This window comes from Allobosea sp. FG18 (assembly GCF_057809495.1).
This window is the reverse complement of record NZ_JBMDKB010000006.1, coordinates 199,108-217,764: the sequence shown is the minus strand read 5'-3', so window position 1 is coordinate 217,764 and position 18,657 is coordinate 199,108. Positions and strand designations below refer to the sequence as shown.

General features: G+C 68.4%; 18 protein-coding genes. 11 read left to right on the top strand and 7 right to left on the bottom strand.

The window, feature by feature from the left end; all coding sequences use genetic code 11:
- Window positions 1-59 precede the first annotated feature (59 nt).
- Complete coding sequence (locus tag ACODTJ_RS09390) at window positions 60-659, top strand: histidine phosphatase family protein (RefSeq protein WP_454655325.1); 600 nt, start codon at window positions 60-62, stop codon at window positions 657-659.
- Here the strand turns inward: ACODTJ_RS09390 and ACODTJ_RS09385 are convergent.
- From ACODTJ_RS09385 to ACODTJ_RS09360, 6 genes are read right to left on the bottom strand one after another with little or no spacing between them, the layout of a single operon-like run.
- Entirely contained in the window at window positions 656-1,528 is an 873-nt protein-coding gene (locus ACODTJ_RS09385; RefSeq protein ID WP_454655327.1) for a glucosamine kinase nucleotide-binding domain-containing protein, read from the bottom strand. The genes ACODTJ_RS09390 and ACODTJ_RS09385 overlap by 4 nt on opposite strands.
- Window positions 1,525-2,784, bottom strand: a complete 1,260-nt coding sequence (murA, locus tag ACODTJ_RS09380; RefSeq protein WP_488848264.1) for a UDP-N-acetylglucosamine 1-carboxyvinyltransferase — start codon at window positions 2,782-2,784, stop codon at window positions 1,525-1,527. Before murA ends, ACODTJ_RS09385 begins: the two co-directional genes overlap by 4 nt.
- Complete coding sequence (locus ACODTJ_RS09375) at window positions 2,784-3,233, bottom strand: GNAT family N-acetyltransferase (RefSeq protein WP_488848263.1); 450 nt, start codon at window positions 3,231-3,233, stop codon at window positions 2,784-2,786. The genes murA and ACODTJ_RS09375 overlap by 1 nt, the downstream gene beginning before the upstream one ends.
- Window positions 3,230-4,048, bottom strand: coding sequence for an ABC transporter permease (locus tag ACODTJ_RS09370; protein ID WP_454655331.1), 819 nt, complete (start codon window positions 4,046-4,048; stop codon window positions 3,230-3,232). Before ACODTJ_RS09370 ends, ACODTJ_RS09375 begins: the two co-directional genes overlap by 4 nt.
- A complete protein-coding gene (locus ACODTJ_RS09365) occupies window positions 4,045-4,998 on the bottom strand; it encodes an ABC transporter permease (protein WP_488848261.1) in 954 nt (317 codons plus the stop codon). The genes ACODTJ_RS09370 and ACODTJ_RS09365 overlap by 4 nt, the downstream gene beginning before the upstream one ends.
- A gap of 18 nt (window positions 4,999-5,016) precedes the next feature.
- Window positions 5,017-6,546, bottom strand: a complete 1,530-nt coding sequence (locus ACODTJ_RS09360; RefSeq protein ID WP_454655335.1) for an ABC transporter substrate-binding protein — start codon at window positions 6,544-6,546, stop codon at window positions 5,017-5,019.
- 158 nt (window positions 6,547-6,704) lie between these two features.
- Here ACODTJ_RS09360 and ACODTJ_RS09355 point away from each other — a divergent pair, with 158 nt between their 5' ends.
- The gene (locus ACODTJ_RS09355; protein ID WP_488848259.1) at window positions 6,705-7,814 is read left to right on the top strand and encodes an anhydro-N-acetylmuramic acid kinase; all 1,110 of its coding nucleotides are present in this window, start codon (window positions 6,705-6,707) and stop codon (window positions 7,812-7,814) included.
- 202 nt (window positions 7,815-8,016) lie between these two features.
- On the opposite strand, the gene ACODTJ_RS09350 is transcribed toward ACODTJ_RS09355, so the two are convergent.
- Window positions 8,017-8,916 (bottom strand): DMT family transporter, encoded by a 900-nt coding sequence (locus ACODTJ_RS09350; RefSeq protein WP_454655339.1) that lies wholly within the window; start codon window positions 8,914-8,916, stop codon window positions 8,017-8,019.
- Between the two features lie 74 nt (window positions 8,917-8,990).
- On the opposite strand from ACODTJ_RS09350, the gene ACODTJ_RS09345 reads away from it, so the two are divergent.
- The 9 genes from ACODTJ_RS09345 to ACODTJ_RS09305 all read left to right on the top strand — a co-directional run bounded on the left by ACODTJ_RS09345 (window position 8,991) and on the right by ACODTJ_RS09305 (window position 18,583).
- The gene (locus ACODTJ_RS09345) at window positions 8,991-9,917 is read left to right on the top strand and encodes an N-acetylmuramic acid 6-phosphate etherase (RefSeq protein WP_454655341.1); all 927 of its coding nucleotides are present in this window, start codon (window positions 8,991-8,993) and stop codon (window positions 9,915-9,917) included.
- The gene (locus tag ACODTJ_RS09340) at window positions 9,914-10,747 is read left to right on the top strand and encodes a GntR family transcriptional regulator (RefSeq protein ID WP_454655343.1); all 834 of its coding nucleotides are present in this window, start codon (window positions 9,914-9,916) and stop codon (window positions 10,745-10,747) included. Before ACODTJ_RS09345 ends, ACODTJ_RS09340 begins: the two co-directional genes overlap by 4 nt.
- On the top strand, window positions 10,744-11,775 hold the full coding sequence (locus ACODTJ_RS09335) for an SIS domain-containing protein (RefSeq protein ID WP_454655345.1): 1,032 nt from the start codon (window positions 10,744-10,746) through the stop codon (window positions 11,773-11,775). The genes ACODTJ_RS09340 and ACODTJ_RS09335 overlap by 4 nt, the downstream gene beginning before the upstream one ends.
- Window positions 11,775-12,899: an N-acetylglucosamine-6-phosphate deacetylase gene (nagA, locus tag ACODTJ_RS09330; protein ID WP_454655347.1), complete on the top strand. Its 1,125-nt coding sequence runs from the start codon at window positions 11,775-11,777 to the stop codon at window positions 12,897-12,899. Before ACODTJ_RS09335 ends, nagA begins: the two co-directional genes overlap by 1 nt.
- A gap of 185 nt (window positions 12,900-13,084) precedes the next feature.
- A complete protein-coding gene (locus tag ACODTJ_RS09325) occupies window positions 13,085-13,921 on the top strand; it encodes a MurR/RpiR family transcriptional regulator (RefSeq protein WP_454655349.1) in 837 nt (278 codons plus the stop codon).
- 42 nt (window positions 13,922-13,963) lie between these two features.
- On the top strand, window positions 13,964-15,076 hold the full coding sequence (locus ACODTJ_RS09320; protein ID WP_454658942.1) for an ABC transporter substrate-binding protein: 1,113 nt from the start codon (window positions 13,964-13,966) through the stop codon (window positions 15,074-15,076).
- 62 nt (window positions 15,077-15,138) lie between these two features.
- Entirely contained in the window at window positions 15,139-16,878 is a 1,740-nt protein-coding gene (locus tag ACODTJ_RS09315; protein ID WP_454655351.1) for an ABC transporter permease, read from the top strand.
- On the top strand, window positions 16,878-17,981 hold the full coding sequence (locus tag ACODTJ_RS09310) for an ABC transporter ATP-binding protein (RefSeq protein WP_454655353.1): 1,104 nt from the start codon (window positions 16,878-16,880) through the stop codon (window positions 17,979-17,981). The genes ACODTJ_RS09315 and ACODTJ_RS09310 overlap by 1 nt, the downstream gene beginning before the upstream one ends.
- Window positions 17,978-18,583: a histidine phosphatase family protein gene (locus ACODTJ_RS09305; RefSeq protein WP_291653681.1), complete on the top strand. Its 606-nt coding sequence runs from the start codon at window positions 17,978-17,980 to the stop codon at window positions 18,581-18,583. The genes ACODTJ_RS09310 and ACODTJ_RS09305 overlap by 4 nt, the downstream gene beginning before the upstream one ends.
- Window positions 18,584-18,657: the final 74 nt, after the last annotated feature.

Sequence of the window (18,657 nt, the reverse complement as noted above, 5' to 3'; positions counted from 1 at the left end):
AATGACAAGGGTGGCTCCCAATAAGTATCCAGCCATTGTCCAAACCGCCCAGGAGCAGCATGGCGACCGTCAATTTCGTCACCCATCCCGAAGTCATCGTCGATCCGCAGGTCCCGGTGCCGGATTGGGGGCTGTCAACCGTTGGCTGGACGCGCATCGAGGCCTTCTGTCAGCGGCCCGAGCTGGCTGGTGTGACCGACGTGTTTACCAGCGACGAGCGCAAGGCGATGGATTGCGCCGAGGCTTTGCAGCGCGCCCGTGGCCTGCCCTTCGCGACGCGCGAGGACCTGCGCGAGAACGATCGCTCGGCCACCGGCTATGTCGCGCCGCCCCGCTTCTGGGAGATCGTCGACCAGTTCTTCGGAGAGCCGGATACCAGCATTCTCGGCTGGGAGACGGCGCGGGATGCGCAGGCGCGGATCAAGGCCGGCGTCGCAGCTTGCATCGCGGCGCGAAGCGGCACGGGCGATCTCGTGATCTTCGCCCATGGCGGTGTCGGCACATTGCTGCTCAGCGATCTCAAGGGCGAGCCGATCTCGCGCCGGCACGGCCAGCCGATCGCCGGCGGCGGCTGCTATTTCGCCTTCGATAGGGAGAGTCGGGCCCTGCATCACGGCTGGCGTGATATCGTCCCCGAAGCGGCCGGCGCTGCCCCTTAAGTCTTCGGCCGGACTAGCGAGAGTGCCCCGGCGATCGCGTCGCTCTTCACATGCGACAGCCGCCGCCGGACATCAGGCGCGAGCCAGGCTTCCATCGCCGAGGACAGGCCGCCGATCAGGGCCACGCGCGGCACGCCGCGCTCGAACAGCGTGCGCACCATCGCGTCGATCATCGCGGCGGCGTTCTGCATGATCATGCGGGCATGGGAATCGCCGAGATCGGCATGGCGCAGCACCAGCGGCGCCAGCGTCGCGTAATCGGTGGCATGGGCCTTGTCCATCCAGGCGATGACCTCGAAGGGATCGGCCTCGAAGCGTGCCAGCACATCCCCCGTGAAGCGCGTCGCCGGCTCGCGTCCGTCATGGGCGCGCAGCGAGACGCGAATTGCCGCAAGGCCGAGATCGGCGCCACTGCCCTCGTCGCCGATTGGAAAGCCGTAGCCGCCGATCCGGACTTCCTCGCCGTTCACCCGGGCGAGCCCGATCGAGCCGGTGCCGATGATGACGATGCCGCCATCCTCGCCGGCATGCGCGCCGAGGCAGGCGGCCAGGCCGTCGCTCTCGAAGACCGTTTCCGCGAAGGGTGTCTGCCAGGCGGCGAGCGCCTCCTGCATGCCCTTGCGCCCGATGCCGGCGAGGCAGATGCCGGCATGGACCCGCGCGAAATCGGCCTCGCTCAAACCAGCCTCTGCGATGGCGCCACGCGCTGCCTGCATCACGGCGGCGAGCGAGGCTTCGAGACCGAGCCGGAGCGAGGCCGGGCCGGCGATGCCGGAGCCCAGCACCTCGCCGGCTGCGGTTTCGAGGCGGCAGCGGCAGCCGGTGCCGCCGCCATCGACCCCGAGATAGAGATCGGCTGGCGCGCTCATGCCGGAACCCGCTCGATATCGGCGCCGCAACGCTTGAGCTTGCGGTCGAGCGCCTCATAGCCACGGTCGAGATGGTATATGCGGCTGACCACGGTCTCGCCCTCGGCGACGAGCCCGGCCAACACGAGGCTGACGGAAGCGCGCAGGTCGGTCGCCATCACGGGGGCGGCCTTCAGCTTGGTGACGCCGCGCACGGTCGCGCTCGTGCCCTTCAGGGTGATGTCCGCCCCGAGCCGAACAAGTTCCGGCACATGCATGAAGCGGTTCTCGAACACCGTCTCGCGGATCAGCGAGGTGCCGTCCGCTACGCTCATCAGCGCCATGAACTGTGCCTGGAGATCGGTCGAGAAGCCGGGATAGGCCTGGGTCATGATGTCGATGCCGGTGAGCCGGCCGGGGCGCGTCACCATCAGACCGCGGTCGCTCGGCCAGAGCCGGACGCCGGCTGCCTCAAGCGCCTCGCCGACAGCGGCGAGATGCTCGAGCCGCGCGCCGACCAGTTCCAGCTCGCCGCCGGTGATCGCGGCGGCGACCGCATAGGTGCCGGCCTCGATCCGGTCTGCGACGATCTCATGGGTCGCGGGCGAGAGATTCTGCGCGCCCTGCACCAGCAGGCGGTGGCTGCCGATGCCCTCGATCCTGACGCCCATCGCGGAGAGACAGCGCGCGAGGTCGAGCACCTCCGGCTCCTTGGCGGCGTTGACGATCTCGGTCTCGCCCCGGCTAAGGCTCGCCGCCAGCAGCGCGGTCTCGGTCGCGCCGACCGAGGAGAACGGGAAGACGATCCGCGCGCCGGTCAGGCCTCGCGGCGCCTTCGCCTCGATATAGCCGCCGGCCACATTGATCTCGGCGCCGAGTGCTTCCAGAGCCTTGATATGCAGGTCGACCGGACGCGCACCGATGGCGCAACCGCCCGGCAGCGAGACACGCGCCTCGCCGAAACGCGCGATCAGCGGCCCGAGCACCAGAACGGTGGCGCGCATCTTGCGGACGGTGTCGTAGCTTGTCTCGCGCGGCCCGGCCCTGGCGGCATCGAGCGTCAGGGCATCGGCGGCCCGTCCCGAAAAGGCGACGCCATAGCCTTCGAGCAAAGTCTGCATCGTCTTGACGTCGACGACATCCGGCAGGTTGCGCAGGGTCAGCGGCTTGTCCGAGAGCAGGGCTGCCGCGAAGGCCGGCAGCGCAGCGTTCTTGGCACCGCGAATCTCGACCGTGCCGGACAGCCTCTGGCCGCCGCGGATCAGGAGTTTATCCATCAGCCCTGTCTCCGTGCCGGGATCATCGGCTTCTCATAGCGCAGGAAGCGATGCCGCGCTCCGGCGAACTCACGTTCGTAGTCACCAGCGACCTGCCAGCCGGCCCGCTCATAGAAACGCCGCGCGCCTTCATTCGCTGCGAACACTTCGAGCGATCGGGCGCCGTGCGCCTCGGCATGGGCGAGCAATGCGGCGCCGTGGCCTTGACCGGTCTCAGCGGCGAAGAGCATGGCGATATGCCCGTCCTTGACCAGCAGCACGCCGCGTATGCCGTCCGCATCGAGGACGGTCAGTTCGGCCAGCTCACGGGCAAAGCGTTCAGCAAAATGCGCCTGGTCGAAGTCGAGCGCGGCATCGCCCATGATCAGCCGGAAATGTGTGGCATAGGCTTGCGCCATCAGGGCGGCGGCCGGCGCGATATCGGCCGCGACCGCCCTGCGGATGATCATGATTGGCCCCGGAGCCGCGGATCGAGCTCGTCGCGCAGGGCGTCGCCGAGCAGGTTGAAGCCGAGCGAGAGCAGGAGGATGCCGAGCCCGGCGAAGATCGCGTTCCAGGGCGAGAGCAGCACAAAATTGCGGCCCTCCGCCAGCATCAGGCCGAGCGAGGGCGTCGGCGGCTGGGTGCCGAGCCCGAGGAAGGAGAGCGAGGCCTCGACCAGGATCGCGGCCGAAAGCAGGAGCGAGCTCTGCACCAGGATGACCGAGGCGAGATTGGGCAGGATATGGCGCAGCATGATCCGCAGGTCGGTCGCGCCGATCGAGCGGATGCCGGCGACGAAATCGCTCTCGACCAGCACCATGGCCGGTCCCCGGATCAGGCGCGCGAAGATCGGCACATAGACCACGGCGATGGCGATCGCGGCGCTTTCGGTGCGCGGGCCGAGCATGGCGATGATGCCGATCGCCAGCAGCATCACCGGGAAGGCGAAGAGGATGTCCATCGCCCGCATGACGATGCGGTCGCACCAGCCGCGATAGAAGGCGGCGAGCAGGCCGAGGCTGCCGCCGATCGCCAGCGCGAGCCCGACCGCGATGCCGCAGGCGATCAGCGCCGTGCGGTAGCCGTAGAGGATGCGCGAGAGGATATCGCGGCCGAGATGGTCGGTGCCGAGCCAATGCGCCACGCTCGGCCCCTTCATCCGGGCGACGATGTCCTGCGCCAACGGGTCATAGGGCGCGATCAGCGGCGCACCGAGCGCGAACACGATCTGCAGGACGACGAAGATGCCGGCGACGATGGCGATGCGGCGGCTCTGGCTCATGACGCGGTCCTGAGCCGAGGGTCGACCAGCGCATAGGTGAAATCGACGAGGGCGTTGACCAGCACGAAGCCGACGGTGACGACGAGGATCGTGGCCTGGACCAGCGGATAGTTGCGCTCGGCGATGGCGCCGAGGATCAGCCGGCCGAGGCCGGGAATCGAGAAGACCTGCTCGACCACGATCGCGCCGCCGAGCAGATAGCCGGTCATGATGCCGACGCTGGTGATAAAGGGGATCAGCGCGTTGCGCAGGGCATGCCGGTAGAGCACCGCCCGTTCGCCCAGCCCCTTGGCGCGGGCGGTGCGGATATAGTCCTGGCCGAGCGCATCGAGCATCGCCGTGCGCACCAGCCGCGACAGATTGGCCAGGATCGGCAGCGCCAGCGCGATCGCTGGCAGCAGCAGGCGCTGGAGATTGCCGAGCGGGTCCTGGCTGAACGGCACGTAGCCGAGCGAGGCGAAGCTCGGCGCCAGCGTCGCAACCGTCATCAGCATGACGATGCCGAGCCAGAAGGACGGGATGGTGAGCCCGGCGATGGCGCCGACGCGCAGCACAAGATCGGCCCGCCCGCCGCGCCAATGCGCCATCAGGCAGCCGACGGGGATCGCAAGCCCGGCGCCGAGCACGAGCGAGAACAGGGTGAGCTGGAGCGTCGGCCAAATCTGGGTGGCAATCTCCTGCATCACCGGGCGACCGGTCCAGATCGAGGTGCCGAAATCGCCGCGCACGGCATGGCTGAGCCAGACCCAGTATTGCTCCAGCAAGGGCCGGTCGAGCCCGAGTTCGCCGCGCATCGCGGCGATGCGCTCGGGCGTCACCTCGTTATTGGCGCCGAGCATGATCGCCACCGCGTCGCCCGGGATCAGCCGGATCATCAGGAAGACGATCACGGAGATCCCGAACAGCACGATCAGGAGGTCGAGGCTGCGCTGCAGCAGGTGACGGAGCATGCCTCGGCCTTTGTCAGGTCAGCGCAGGCTGGCGCGGCCGAGCGAGACCAGCGAGCGGTTGGCGTAGATGTCATAGCCCTGCAGGTTGCTGCGCACCGCGCTGAACAGCGTGGGATAGGCGATATGCGCCGCCGGCCCCGTGCAGCCCAGGATCTTCTGCGCGTCGCGATAGGCGGCCTGGCGCGCCGGCTTGTCCAGCGTCGCGCGACCCTTGTCGAGCAGTGTGTCGAGCTCCGGGTTGCTGTATTTGAAGACGTTGGTCGAGCCGCCGGTGCGGAAGGCGCGGTAGAAATAATCGTCAGGCTCGATGCTGCCGGCATTGGTCGAGGCGAAGAGGTCGAAATTTGAGTTGCGCCAGTCCTGCACGAACTGGCCGAGCTCGGGGTTCTTCAGCTCGACCTTGAAGCCGGCCTTGCCGAGCTGCTGCTGCACCACCTGAGCGATGTCGCGGATGTCCTGGCGCGGCAGCACCGTCATGCTGACCGTAACCGGCGTCGCGACGCCGGCCTCCTTGAGCAGTGCCTGGGCCTTGGCCGGGTCATAGGCGTAGCAGGGCAGGTCCTTCACATCGACCGCCCAGTCCTTCAGCACGGCCGGGAGCGGGGCCGCCGGCGTGCCGCTGCCGAACAGCGCGGCATCGATGATCTCCTTGCGGTTCAGCGCGTAGTTCAGCGCCTCGCGCACCTTCACGTTGTCGAAGGGGGGCTTGGACGTGTTCATGCCGATCAGCGTGTAGGCGAGCTCCGTCGTCTCCTGCATCGCGATGTTCGGCTTGCCCTTGAGCTGGAGCGCAGTCGCCGCATCGATATGCGGCAGTAGGGCGAACTGGCCGTTGCCGATGCCGACCTGACGGGTCGCCGCTTCCGGCACGAAGTTGAACTTCACCCCGGCGAGCTTGACCTCTGCGGCATTCCAGTAGCCGGCATGCTTGGCGAGGCGGATGAAGCCGTTCGGCTGCCATTCCTCGAACTTGAATGGACCGGTGCCCATGGGCGCGCGCTGCAGCGCATCCTTGTTGCCCTCGAGGCCGCGCGGCACGATGGCGATGCCGGTGAGCGAGGCGAGCAGCGGCGCCGACGGCTCCTTGAGCTTCAGCTCCAGCGTCGTCGCGTCGACGGCGGTCGCGCTCTCCATGGCGGAGAGGCGGCTGGCGAGCGGCGAGCCGACATCCTTCGACAGCACGCGGCGCAGCGACGAGGCGACGTCCTCCGCCTCCATCGGCTTGCCGTCATGGAAGGTGACGCCGGGGCGGAGCTTGAAGGTCACCGTCTTGCCGTCGGCCGAAGCGGTCCAGGACTGGGCCAGCCCCGGGATGATGTTGAGGTTCTTGTCGAGCGCGGTGAGGCCCTCATAGATCGGGCCGAGCACGATCTGGGACGAGGCGAAAGCCGTGACGATATGCGGGTCGAGGCCGGCGGGCGACGCCTCGACGGCAACCTCCAGCGTCTGGGCGGAAGCGGCGCCCGTGAGCAGCGCGAAGGCGACCGCGGCGACACTGCAGCGCAAGGTGCGGCGCAGCCCGGAACCCTGTTTCACGACACGAAGCATGACAACCCCTCCTGATGTGACGACGGCGCCTGTTCCGACGCTCGTGCGAAGCTTATCGCATATGGACCACTTGCGGACCAATCTGGACAACGCTTAACCGATCGCCTAGAGCCGGTGCAAGCCTCGAAGCAGCGACTCCGAGGGTTTACAGGGGCGAAATGACGATGCGTGACCTCGACAAGCCCATGTTGACCGCGATCGGCGTGATCAGCGGCACCTCGATGGATGCGATCGACGTCTCGATCGTCGAGAGCGACGGGCGCGAGAAGCTCAGCTTCGGCGCCGGCGCCGGCTATCCCTATCCCCCCGAAACCCGCCGCCAGTTGCAGGCGCTGGTCGCCGAGGCCGAGCGTGCGGTGACCGAGCCGCTGGTCGAGCTCGAAGCCGCCGTGACCGCGGCCCATCTCGACGCGGTCAAGCGCTTCATGACCGAGCAGGGCATCAAGCCCGAGAGCGTCGATCTCGTCGGTCTGCACGGCCAGACCGTCTATCACCGCCCCGAAATCCGCTTCACCCGGCAGCTCATCGACGGGCCGGCGGTGGCGCAGGCGCTCGGCATCCCGACCGTCGACCGCTTCCGCCATGCCGATGTCGAGGCCGGCGGCGAAGGCGCGCCCTTCGCGCCGCTCTATCATCGCGCGCTGGCTCAGGGGCTGGAGCAGCCGGTCATGGTGCTCAACCTCGGCGGCGTCGGCAATGTCACCTATATCGACGGCGATGAGGTGATCGCCTTCGATACCGGCCCGGCCAGCGCGATCCTCGACGATTTCGTCCTGCGCCGCCTCGGCAAGACCTATGACGCCGACGGCACGCTGGCGGCGAGCGGCACGGTCCGCGAGGACCTCGTCGCCGACTTCATGGTCAATCCCTATTTCGACCGGCCGGCGCCCAAGTCGCTGGACCGCAACGATTTCCACCGCCGCGCCCAGGTGGTCGAAGCGCTCTCCGATGCCGATGGTGCGGCGACGCTGGCCGCCTTCACCGTGGAGAGCGTGGTCGATGCGCTCCGGCATGTGCCGAAGGTGCCGCGGCGCTGGCTCGTCACCGGCGGCGGGCGTCTCAACGGCCATTTCATGCGTCGGCTGCACGAGCGCCTTGGCGTGCCCGTCGAACCGGTCGAGGCCGCTGGTTGGGCCGGCGACGTCATCGAGGCGCAGACCTTCGGCTATCTCGCGATCCGCTCGGTGAAGGGCTTGGCCCTCAGCCTGCCGGGCACGACCGGCGTGCCGAAGCCGCTGACCGGTGGGCGATTGAACCTGCCGGGCTAGACAGGGCAACGGTTCTGAAGCGTTTCGAGCCCCTTTTGTCATTCCGGGGCTTCGCGTAGCGAAGAACCCGGAACCCACGACTGGGTGAGCCCTTCACAACCAAGCCTGAAAGTTTCATCCGGTCGTGGGTTCCGGGTTCGCGCCTGTGGCGCGCCCCGGAATGACAAGGGCGGCTTGCAACGGCTTCGATCGACGTCGGTACCTAACGCCGGAGCAGCCAGCAGGCTCCGATGATCAGCGCGGCGCCGAGCATGGCCTGCGGCGTCGGCATCTCCGCGAAGAAGACAAGGCCGATCAGGATCGCCCAGATCAGCCCGGTATATTCGACCGCGACCAGGCGGCTCGCCTCGCCGCGGGCGAAGGCCAGCGCCAGCGCGACATGGCCGGCAAGGCCCAGCGCGCCGATCAGGATGAAGGCAGGCCAATCGGCTGACGCGATCGGCGCCCAGAACAGCGCCGCCGGAAGGGCAAGGATGGCCGCCGGGATCGCCGACTGGAACAGCGCGATCGTCAGGGGAGGATCACCGCGCTTGGCTCGCTGGCGCAGCAGCACGATGGAGAGCGCATAGGCCACGGCACAGCCGAGCACGGCGGCGATTCCGAGCGCCCGCTCCGGCGCAATCGTCGCGAAGCTGACACCGCCGGCCGTGACGATGACGCCGGCGAAGCCGAGCGCCAGCGCCAGATAGACCAGCGGTTTCGGCCGCTCGCCGAGCAGCGGGATCGCGATCAGCGCGACCAGCAGCGGCGCGATGAAGGAGATGATGAAGACCTCCGCCAACGGCAGCGCGGCGAGCCCGTAGAAGAAACCGAGCGTCGACAGCGCGACCAGGACGCCGCGCAACAGGTTGCCGGTGATGACGCCGCGGTCCGGCAATGGTGCGCGCAGGGCGAGGAAGAGCAGGGCGCCCATCACGGCGGTCACCGCGAAGCGCAGGAAGGTGAGGTGCAGGGCGCTGTAGCGCGGCGAAAGCTCCTTCACGACGCCGTCCATCACTGTGAGCAGGGCGATGCCGGTGAGGCCGAGCAGGAAGGGCGGGACGGCGGTGGTCAGGCGGGCGGCGCGCGCGGGAAGGGAAATCTGCGGTTCTGGCGGCGTCATGGCTTCCCTGTCCGCTTCCGGCTTGCTACTGGGCTAAAGTGGACTTAATTTGGTCTGGTCACAAGAGGCAGTTCATGGCGACGGAAGATGTCAGCGCACGCTTTCAGGATCTCGATGCCTGGGGCGATCTCGATATCCTGAAGGCGCTCTACGAGGGCCAGCTCGCGGCGGTCGCCGCGATCGCGACCTCCCTGCCGGCGATCGCGGAGGCGGTCGCCGCCGCCGTGCCGCGGCTCGAGGCCGGCGGGCGGCTGATCTATGCGGGAGCCGGCACCTCCGGGCGCATCGGCGTCCAGGACGGCGCCGAGCTGACCCCGACCTTCGACTGGCCGGAGGAGCGCCTGGGTTTCGCCATCGCCGGCGGCGACGAGGCGATCCTGCATGCGGTCGAGAATGCCGAGGATTCCGTCGATGATGGCACGGAGGCGATGCGCCGGGCCGGGATCGGCCCGAACGATGTCGTCATCGGGCTCGCCGCCAGCGGGCGCACGCCTTACACGCTCGCAGCGATCGGCGAAGCCAAGGCCCGCGGCGCGCTGACGCTCGGCGTCGCCAACAACCGGGGCTCGGCCCTGCTGCGCACCGCCGATCTCGGCATCCTCATCGAGACTGGCGAGGAGGTCGTCGCGGGCTCGACACGGATGAAGGCGGGCACCGCGCAGAAGATCGTGCTCAACCTGTTCTCGACCCTGCTGATGATCCGGCTGGGCCGCGTCTATCGCGGCTTGATGGTCCATATGCGGGCCACCAACGCCAAGCTCAGGCATCGCGCGGCCGAGATGGTCGACATGATCACCGGCTGCGGCATGGAGGCGGCGGCCCGGCATCTGGACCGCGCCCGTGGCGACGTCAAGCGCGCGGTGCTGCTGGCCAGCGGTGCCGATGCCGCCCTCGCCGAAACCCTGCTCGGCCATCATCGCGGCAATCTGCGGCACGCTCTCGTCGAGCTTGGTTCCGGGGCGGCGGATAAGGCCCCGACCGCATCCAAGGCGGCGCCGTGAGCGAGGCCTCTCCCGGACGTGGCTCGCGGCGTCCGCGCGAGGCCGCGACGGATGCTGCGACCGAGGCCATGCCGGCCAAGCAGCAGGCGATCCTGCAGGCGCTTGCCGGCGACGACCCGACGCCGCGCTATCTGAGGCTTGCCGGCGCGTTGGCGCGGCTGATCGAGAGCGATGTCTTCCAGCCGGGCGATGCCGTGCCCTCGGAGCGCGACCTGGCTCAGCTCACCGGTTATGCGCGGGTCACCGTACGCAATGCCATCGACGAGCTCATCCGCAGCGGCGCCCTGTCGCGCCGCCACGGCTCGGGTACCTTCGTGGCCTCGCGCATCGAGCAACCACTCTCGGTTCTGGCGAGCTTTTCGACCGATATCGAGAATCGCGGCGGCCGGCCCGGGTCGGTCTGGCTCTCACGCGAGCTGACGCGGCCGAAGCCGCAGGAATCGATGGCGCTCGGGCTCGGCCCGGGCGACGGCGTGGTGCGGCTGACGCGCGTCAGGACCGCGGATGGCGAGCCGCTGGCGATCGAATGCGCGGTCGTGCCCGCGAGCATCCTGCCCTCGCCCGATCTGGTCGAGATGTCGCTCTATGCCGCGCTCGCGCAGCGCGGCGCCGTTCCGGCCCATGGCGTGCAGCGCATCCATGCCGGCCTCGCCACGGCCGAGGAAGCCCGGCATCTCGGCGTGCCGGCCGGCAGCGCCCTGCTCAGGATCGAGCGCCGCGCGTTCCTCGCCAACGGCAAGCCGATCGAGTTCACGGTCTCCGCCTATCGCGGAGACCGCTATGATTTTGTCGCGACCCTCAAGGGTGAAGCCATGGGGCCGCAATCATGAGCCATTCCGACCGAACGATGTCGCTGATGTCGGCCGAGGTGGCGGAGATCCCGCAGGCCGCCGCTCGCCTGCTGCAGGACGGGCGGGACGCGATCGCGCAGGTCGCGGCGGCGCTCGACATGCGGCGCATCAGCCATGCGGTGGTCAGCGGCCGCGGCAGCTCCGGCCATGCCGGCACCTATCTGCGCTACCTGATCGAAACCCGCCTCGGCCTGAGCGCGGCCCCGGCCGCTCCCTCGGTCGTGACGCGCTACGGTGCTAACCCCCGCCTCGGCGAGGCGCTCTACATCCTGATCTCGCAATCCGGTCGCAGCCCGGATCTGGTCACTGCTGCCGAGCAGGCGACCGCGGCCGGGGCGCAGACCATCGCCATCGTCAACGACGCGTCCTCGCCCGCAGCGCGCGCCTGCCGCCATGTCATCCCGATCGCCGCCGGGCCCGAACTTGCTGTTGCCGCGACCAAGACGGTGGTGAACACCATGCTGGCCGGCCTGCTGCTGGTCGGCGCCCTTGCCGAGGACAAGGTTCTCACCGCTGCTGCAGAAGCTGCGCCCGAGCGGCTGGCGCAGGCGCTCGCCCTCGACTGGGCGCCCTGGGCGCAGCGCCTGTCATCCGCGCCTGCCGGCTTCGTGATCGGGCGCGGGCTCAGCCTGGGTCCGGCCCGCGAGGCGGCCCTCAAGGCGGCGGAAGTATTGGGCGTGCCGGTGCTCGCCTATAGCGCGGCCGAGGTCCTGCATGGTCCGAAGGCGGCGATCCGTGGAGAGCATCCGATCCTTGGGCTCAATGCCGGCGGCGAGGTTTCCGACAGTATCGAGGATGCCTTGGCGACGCTCGGCCGGCAGGGCAGCCCGGTCTTCTCGGGCTCCGGAGCGCAGCCGAACCTGCCCGGCCTCAGCCCAGGCGAACCGGCGCTCGATGCCATCGCGCTGCTGGTACCGGTGTATCGCGCGCTTGAAGCGGAGGCGGCCCGCCTCGGCCGCGACGTTGATCGCCCGCCCGGACTGCTGAAGGTCACGGAGACGCTGTGATGGCGGTAGCCCGGCAAGCCTGGCGCGCCAGGCACCTGTTCGATGGCGCGCAGATCCTGAGCGATCGGATCGTCGTCGCCGAGGACGGCATCGTCAGTGCGATCCTTCCGGCCGATGCCGCACCCGATTGTGCGGTCGAGGACCTGCCCGATGACGCCGTGCTGTCGCCGGGCTTCATCGATATCCAGGTCAATGGCGGCGGCGGCGTGATGCTGAACGACAGCCTGACAGTCGAGGGCGTCGCCGCGATCTGCGCAGCCCATGCCCGCTTCGGCACCCGCTTCCTGCTGCCGACGCTGATCAGCGCCAGCCGCGCCGATATCGCCCGGGCGATCGCTGCGGCGCGGGAGGCGATTGCGCAGGGCGTGCCGGGCGTCCTCGGCGTGCATCTCGAAGGCCCCTTCATCAATCCTGAGCGCAACGGCGCTCATCCGCTCGCCAATCTGCTGCGACCGGAACCCTCCGATATCGATCTGCTCGCATCGCTCGGGCCTGCCGGCGTGACGCTGGTGACGCTCGCGCCGGAACGTGTGCCGGAAGGCTTCATTCGCGCGCTGGTCGATCGTGGCGTCAGGGTCTGTGCCGGCCATAGCAACGCCACTGCCGCGGAGATGGCGCGGGCTCGCGCCGAAGGGCTCTCCGGCGTCACGCATCTGTTCAACGCCATGTCGCAGCTCGGCTCGCGCGAGCCCGGCGTGGTGGGCGCGGCGATGTCCGATCTCGGACTCGCCGCCGGCATCATTGCCGATGGCCACCATGTCGCCTGGCCCTCTTTCCAGGCAGCCTTCCGCGCTATCGGCCCACAGCGGATGATGCTGGTCACCGACGCCATGGCGACGATCGGCTCGCCGCGCGATGCCTTCGAATTGTTCGGTGAGACGATTCGCGTCAGCGAAGGGCGCCTGGTCAATGCCGAGGGCCGGTTGGCCGGAGCCCATCTCGACATGAACGCCGCGATCCTCAACGCGCATCGCCATGGCGGCGCGACCCTGGCCGAGGCGCTCGCGATGGCGAGCACTGCGCCGGCGGCCTATCTCGGCCTCTCCGGCAGCCATGGCCGGATCGCGCCGGGCCGGAAGGCGATCTTTTCCGTGCTGCGGACAGCGGCCCTCTCATCCGCTTAGTCCCACCGCGCCCCTGGCTGAATCTGCCGCGTATCTGTGGGCTGCGTTCGCGGCGCTACCGGTCGGGGTCGCTTGGCTGCGGCATTGCAGGATATTTTGCAGAGCATGAATTATCTGCAATCGATATTGACGGCAGAGGAAATTGTGATCTAGCTTGATCCTGCAAACAGTTTTGCAGGACGATCATGAGCATCCTCGAGCGGATCAAGTCGCACTCTGACAAGCTGACCGACGCCGATCGCCGGCTCGTCACGACCCTGCTCGAGAACCGGGCCGAAGCCGCCTATCTGAACGGAATCCAGCTCGCCGAACGGGCACAGGTCCATGAGGCGACGGCGACGCGGCTGGCGCAGAAGCTCGGCTACAAGGGCTATCCGGAGCTGCGCAACCAGCTCCAGCGCGAGGTTCTCGAAGGGCAGGATGCGGCCAACCGCATGCGCCGCTCGGTTGCCAAGGTCGAGGACGGGCATTTCCTCACCGACCTGATCGGCGCCGAGATCGCCGCGCTCAACGAGCTCAGCCATTGCATCTCGCAGGCCGATATCGACCAGGCGGCGGACATGATCTTCGGGGCAGGGCGCGTCTTCATCTTCGCGCAGGGCCATGCGCGCTCCGTCGCGAGCTTCCTGCAACGGCGCCTCGACCGGTTCGGCATGACGGCGATCGCCCTGTCCGGGCGCGGGCGCGATATCGCGGAACGCGTGGTCAGCCTGAGGCCCGGCGATGTCGTCCTGACGCTGGCCTTCCGCAAGCAGCCTGCAAGCTACGAGCCGCTGATGCGGCATGCGGCGCAGGTGGGAGCCGCGACGTTGCTGATCTCGGACCTTGCCGGGCCGATGATGAAACCAGAGGCGCAGCTTCTGCTGGCGGCGCCGCGCGGGCGCTCCGGCAGCGAGTTCCAGACGCCAACCATCCCCTTCGCGATCGTCAACGCCATCCTGATGACGATCGCGGGACGACACCAGGATCCGATCATGGGCCGGCTCGAGAAGCTCGCGGACCTGTTCTCCGAATTCGAATGACATAACGATAAACGGGAGGGACGGATGCAGATCCTATCGAAGCTGGCGCGGTCTCTGCTGTTGCCGGCGATGCTGCTGGCGGCAGACGGTGCGGCGGCCCAGAATCTCGACACCATGACGCGCGAGCAGCTCGTCGCCCAGGCGGTCAAGGAAGGCAGCGTGACGATCTTCTCGCTGTCGAGCCGGATCGCCCGCATCGAGAAGGCGTTCGAAAGCGCCTATCCGGGCATCGACCTGATCGGCCTCGACATGAGCTCGGTCAAGCAGATCGCGCGGCTGGAAGCCGAGCAGCAGGCGGGGGTGAATGCCGTGGACGTGCTGTATCTGGCGGATACGCCGGTGGTCTACGACAAGCTGCTCAAGGCGGGGCGGGTCCAGAACTACGTGCCGCCGCGTGTCGCGGGCGAGATCGACGCCGCGCACAAGGCGCCGCTGCTCGTGCACCGTCTCTCGACCAAGGTGCTGATGTATAACGAGGCCGCGCATCCCAACGGCTCGCCGGTCACCAATCTCTGGCAGCTCACCACCCCGCAATGGCGCGGCAAGGTGCTGATGGTCGACCCGGCGCAGCGTGGCGAACTGCTCGACCTGATGACCGAGATCGCCCTGCATCCGGACGAGATGGCGGCTGCCTACAAGGCCCAGTTCGGCAAGGACATCGCCGTCGACAAGGATTTGAAGGGGGCCGGCGAACAGTACATCCGCGCCCTGTTCAAGAACGACCTGATCCTCGTCGCCAACAGCGACCTCGTGAACAAGGCGGTCGGCGACAAGACCAGCAAGAACCCGCCTGTCGGCTTCAGCACCTATTCCGACCGGCGCGACAACAAGAAGGAAGGCTGGGCGCTGCAGGTGGCGAACGCTGTCGAGCCGGCCACCGGCATTCTGTTTCCGGCCGTACTGACGATCGCGAGCAAGGCGCCGCACCCGGCCGCCGCCCGCCTGCTGATCGACTTCATGTTCGGGGACAATTCGCCGACCGGCGGCCCCGCCTTCGAGCCGTTCAACGTTCCCGGCGACTATGCCACGCGCAAGACGATTGCTGACGATCCGGATTCCGTGCCGCTCGACAAGCTGAAGGCCTGGCGCATCGACCCGGCGCGGACGGCTGCGGCGCGGAAGCGCATCAACGACCTCATCATCTCGCTCCAGTAACGCCGACGCCGCGAGCCGGCACTCTCATGGGAGAGGCCGGCCTCGCTCCGGGAAACGCTGCCATGACCTCACTCGCGCTTGTGTCCGGGCGCGCGCCGCTGCTGCGCGCCAACCGCGTCCTGCCGCTCGTCCTCTCCGTGGTGATCGCGCTTCTGGTCGCGGCGCCGCTGGTCAAGATCCTGCTGGCGACGCTTACGCCGGATGGTCTCCAGGCCTGGGAGACCGTGCTCGCCAGCCCACTCTCGGCCAATCTCTGGTGGCGCCCGCTACTCACAACGATGCTGCTCGGCCTCGGCGTGGCGGCTGGCTGCCTGCTCGTCGGCGGTTTCCTCGCCTGGCTGGTGACGCTGACCGACCTGCCGGGGCGCGGCCTTGTCGCGACGCTCTCGACCTTGCCGTTCATGATCCCGAGCTTCGCCGGTGCATTGGCCTGGGGCACCCTGTTCCGCAACGAGCGGCTCGGCGGCTCGCCCGGCTTCTTCCAGGCGAACGGCTTCGATGTGCCGGACTGGCTGGCCTGGGGGCTGGCGCCGACCATGATCGTCCTGATCGCGCATTACTTCTCGCTCGCCTACACCATCATCGCCGCGGCGCTCAGCTCGGTCGGTGCCGACCTGATCGAGGCCGGACAGGTGGCCGGGGCGCGGCGGGGGCGCATCTTCTTCGGCATCGTCCTGCCGGTGGTGACGCCGGCCCTGATCGCCGCGGCCTCGCTGACATTCGCCGGGGCGGTGGCGAATTTCGCGGCGCCGGCCCTGCTCGGCCTGCCGGTCAGGATGCAGACTCTTTCCACCCGGCTCTTCGGCATGATCGAGACCGGCGAGACCGAGCGCGGCTTCGTGCTGGCGCTTCTGCTGATCGCCGTTTCGGCTGCGCTGCTGTTCTTTAGCGACCGGCTCGTCGCCGGCCGCAAGGCCTTCACCACCGTCACCGGGAAGGGCGGGCGCATCAAGCGCTTTCCACTCGGAGCCTGGCGCTGGCCGCTCTTCGCGGTCGCGCTCATCATCGGGCTCGCGACCTCGGTGCTGCCGGTGCTGGTGCTGGCGGCGTCGAGCCTCGCGCCGCAGGGCGGGGCGCTGTTCTCGAACTGGACGCTGCATTTCTGGATCGGGGAGGGCGGTGGCGCGCTCGCCCAGGGCCAGGCCGGCCTGTTCCGCAACCCGATGATCGTCGAGGCCTTGTGGAACACGCTCAAGCTCGGCCTGACGGTGGCGCTCACGACGATGCTGCTCGGGCTGGCGCTGGCCTATACGATCGTCCGCAACAAGGGGACCTGGCTCGCGGCCGTGCTCAGCCAGCTCGCCTTCCTGCCGCTGCTCGTTCCCAGCATCGCCTTCGCCGCGGCCTATATCGCGCTGTTCGGCGCCCCGATCGGGCCGCTGCCGTCACTTTACGGCACTTTCGCCCTGCTGGTGCTGGCCGCGACGGCGCATAACCTGCCCTACGCGGTGCAGTCGGGCCGCTCGGTCCTCGGCCAGATCTCCAACGATATCGAGGAGAGCGCCCGCCTGACCGGTGCCGGACTACTCACCCGCCTCGTCTTCATCATCTTCCCGCTGACGATCCGCGGCCTGCTCGCCGGCGCGATCCTGGTCTTCGTCAAGATGGTGCGGGACCTGTCGCTCGTCGTGCTGCTGTTCACCGCGACCTCGCCGGTGCTCAGCATGGTCGCCTATCGCTATGCGTCCGAGGGCTTCATGCAGTTCGCCAACGCGATCACGCTGGTGATCCTCGTGATCTGCCTGGCGGCTTCGCTGGCGGCGCATCTCATCCAGACCCGTGTGCAGAAGTGGAAGCAGTGATGGCGCCCGCATCGACCGCCCCGGCGCAGGACGCCATTCGTATCAGCCAATTGGTGAAGCGCTTCGGCGACGTCGCCGCCGTCAGGGACGTGAACATCTCGGTGCCGAGGGGCGCCTTCCTGGTGCTGGTCGGCCCGTCCGGCTGCGGCAAGTCCACGCTGCTGCGCATGCTCGCCGGGCTGGAAGAGCCGAGCGCGGGAGAGATCGCTTTCGTCGGCCGCACGGTGTCGAGCGGGGCGGGCGGCGTCATCGCCGATGCCGGAGAGCGCGATGCCGGACTGGTCTTCCAGAGCTATGCGCTGTGGCCGCATATGACGGTCGCCGGCAACATCGCCTGGCCCCTCAAGGTCGCGCGCTGGTCCAAGGCCGACCGGAACGCCCGTGTCGACGAGGTCCTCGCCCTGCTCGGGATCTCGGCGCTGCGCGACCGCTATCCCGCCGAGATCTCCGGCGGCCAGCAGCAACGCGTCGCGATCGCGCGGACCATCGCGCCGAAGCCGAGCATCCTGCTCTTCGACGAGCCTCTGTCGAATCTCGACGCCAAGCTGCGCATCGAGATGCGCAGCGAGTTGATGCGCATCCACCGGGCGACGGGCGCGACATCGGTCTATGTCACGCATGATCAGGTCGAGGCCATGACCATGGCCAGCCATGTCGCCGTCCTCAATCATGGCCGGGTCGAGCAGTTCGGCGCGCCGATCGACCTGCTGCGCCGGCCGACGACCACCTTCGTCGCCTCGTTCCTCGGCACGCCGCCAGCCAATCTTCTACCTGTTTCCCGTGTGCAGGACCGGTTCGTCTTCGCGGATGTGCCGCTGGCTCCGGCCGCCTTTGCCGCGGGGCATGAGCGGGTGCAACTGCTCTACCGGGCGCAGGACATCGCCGTCGGGCGGGTCGGTGACGGGCACCAGCTCGTCGGGCGTTTCGCCGAGGCGGCGCCGATCGCCGGCCAGTCGATGGTCACCGTCATGGTCGGCGACCTGCGCCTCACCGGCATGGCCGAGGGATTCTTCACCGCGACACCGGGCGACGAGGTCGGCCTGTCGTTCTCCAGCACACCCGATGCCGCCTTCACGATGGAAGGCGAAAGGATCGATCCATGAGACTTATCCTGATGCGCCATGGCGAGACGCTGTGGAATGTCGAGCAGCGGCTGCAGGGGCACGACAATTCCGAGCTCTCCGAGCGCGGCATCCGGCAGGCGCGCGAATTCGTGCCCTATGTCAGGGCTCTGCTGCCGGCGCATGTCGTCTCCTCCGATCTCGGCCGCACCCGCCAGACGGTCGGCCTCATCGGCTATCCGGATGCGCCATCCGATGCCCGCCTGCGCGAGCTCGACATGGGCGAATGGACGGGCCGCCGGAAACGCGACCTGATCGCCGAGCAGCCGGAGCGCTACCACGCCTGGCGGGCCGGCACGTTCACGCCGGACAAGGGCGAAAGCTGGGGCGATTTTCGTGCCCGGGTCGCGGCCGGAATCCGGGACTGGCTGCACAAGGCGCAGGGCGACCTGCTGGCGGTCGTGCATGGCGGCGTCATCCGTGCCGCCTGCCATGAATTCGTCGGCCTGCCGCCGTCCCGGGTGATCCCGGTGACGCCGGGGACCGCGACGATCCTGAACTTCGCCTCCGCCGACGCGCCGGCCGCGCAGCTGGAAGGCTACAATATCGGATCGGTCGCGCCGGACGTCTCCGTCGCGGATTGAGCGATTGCCTGCACGGCTCCGCCAGCTTCGGGTTGGAGCGGTGCGGTTCGTCCGGTAGCCTCGCGGAACGCGCT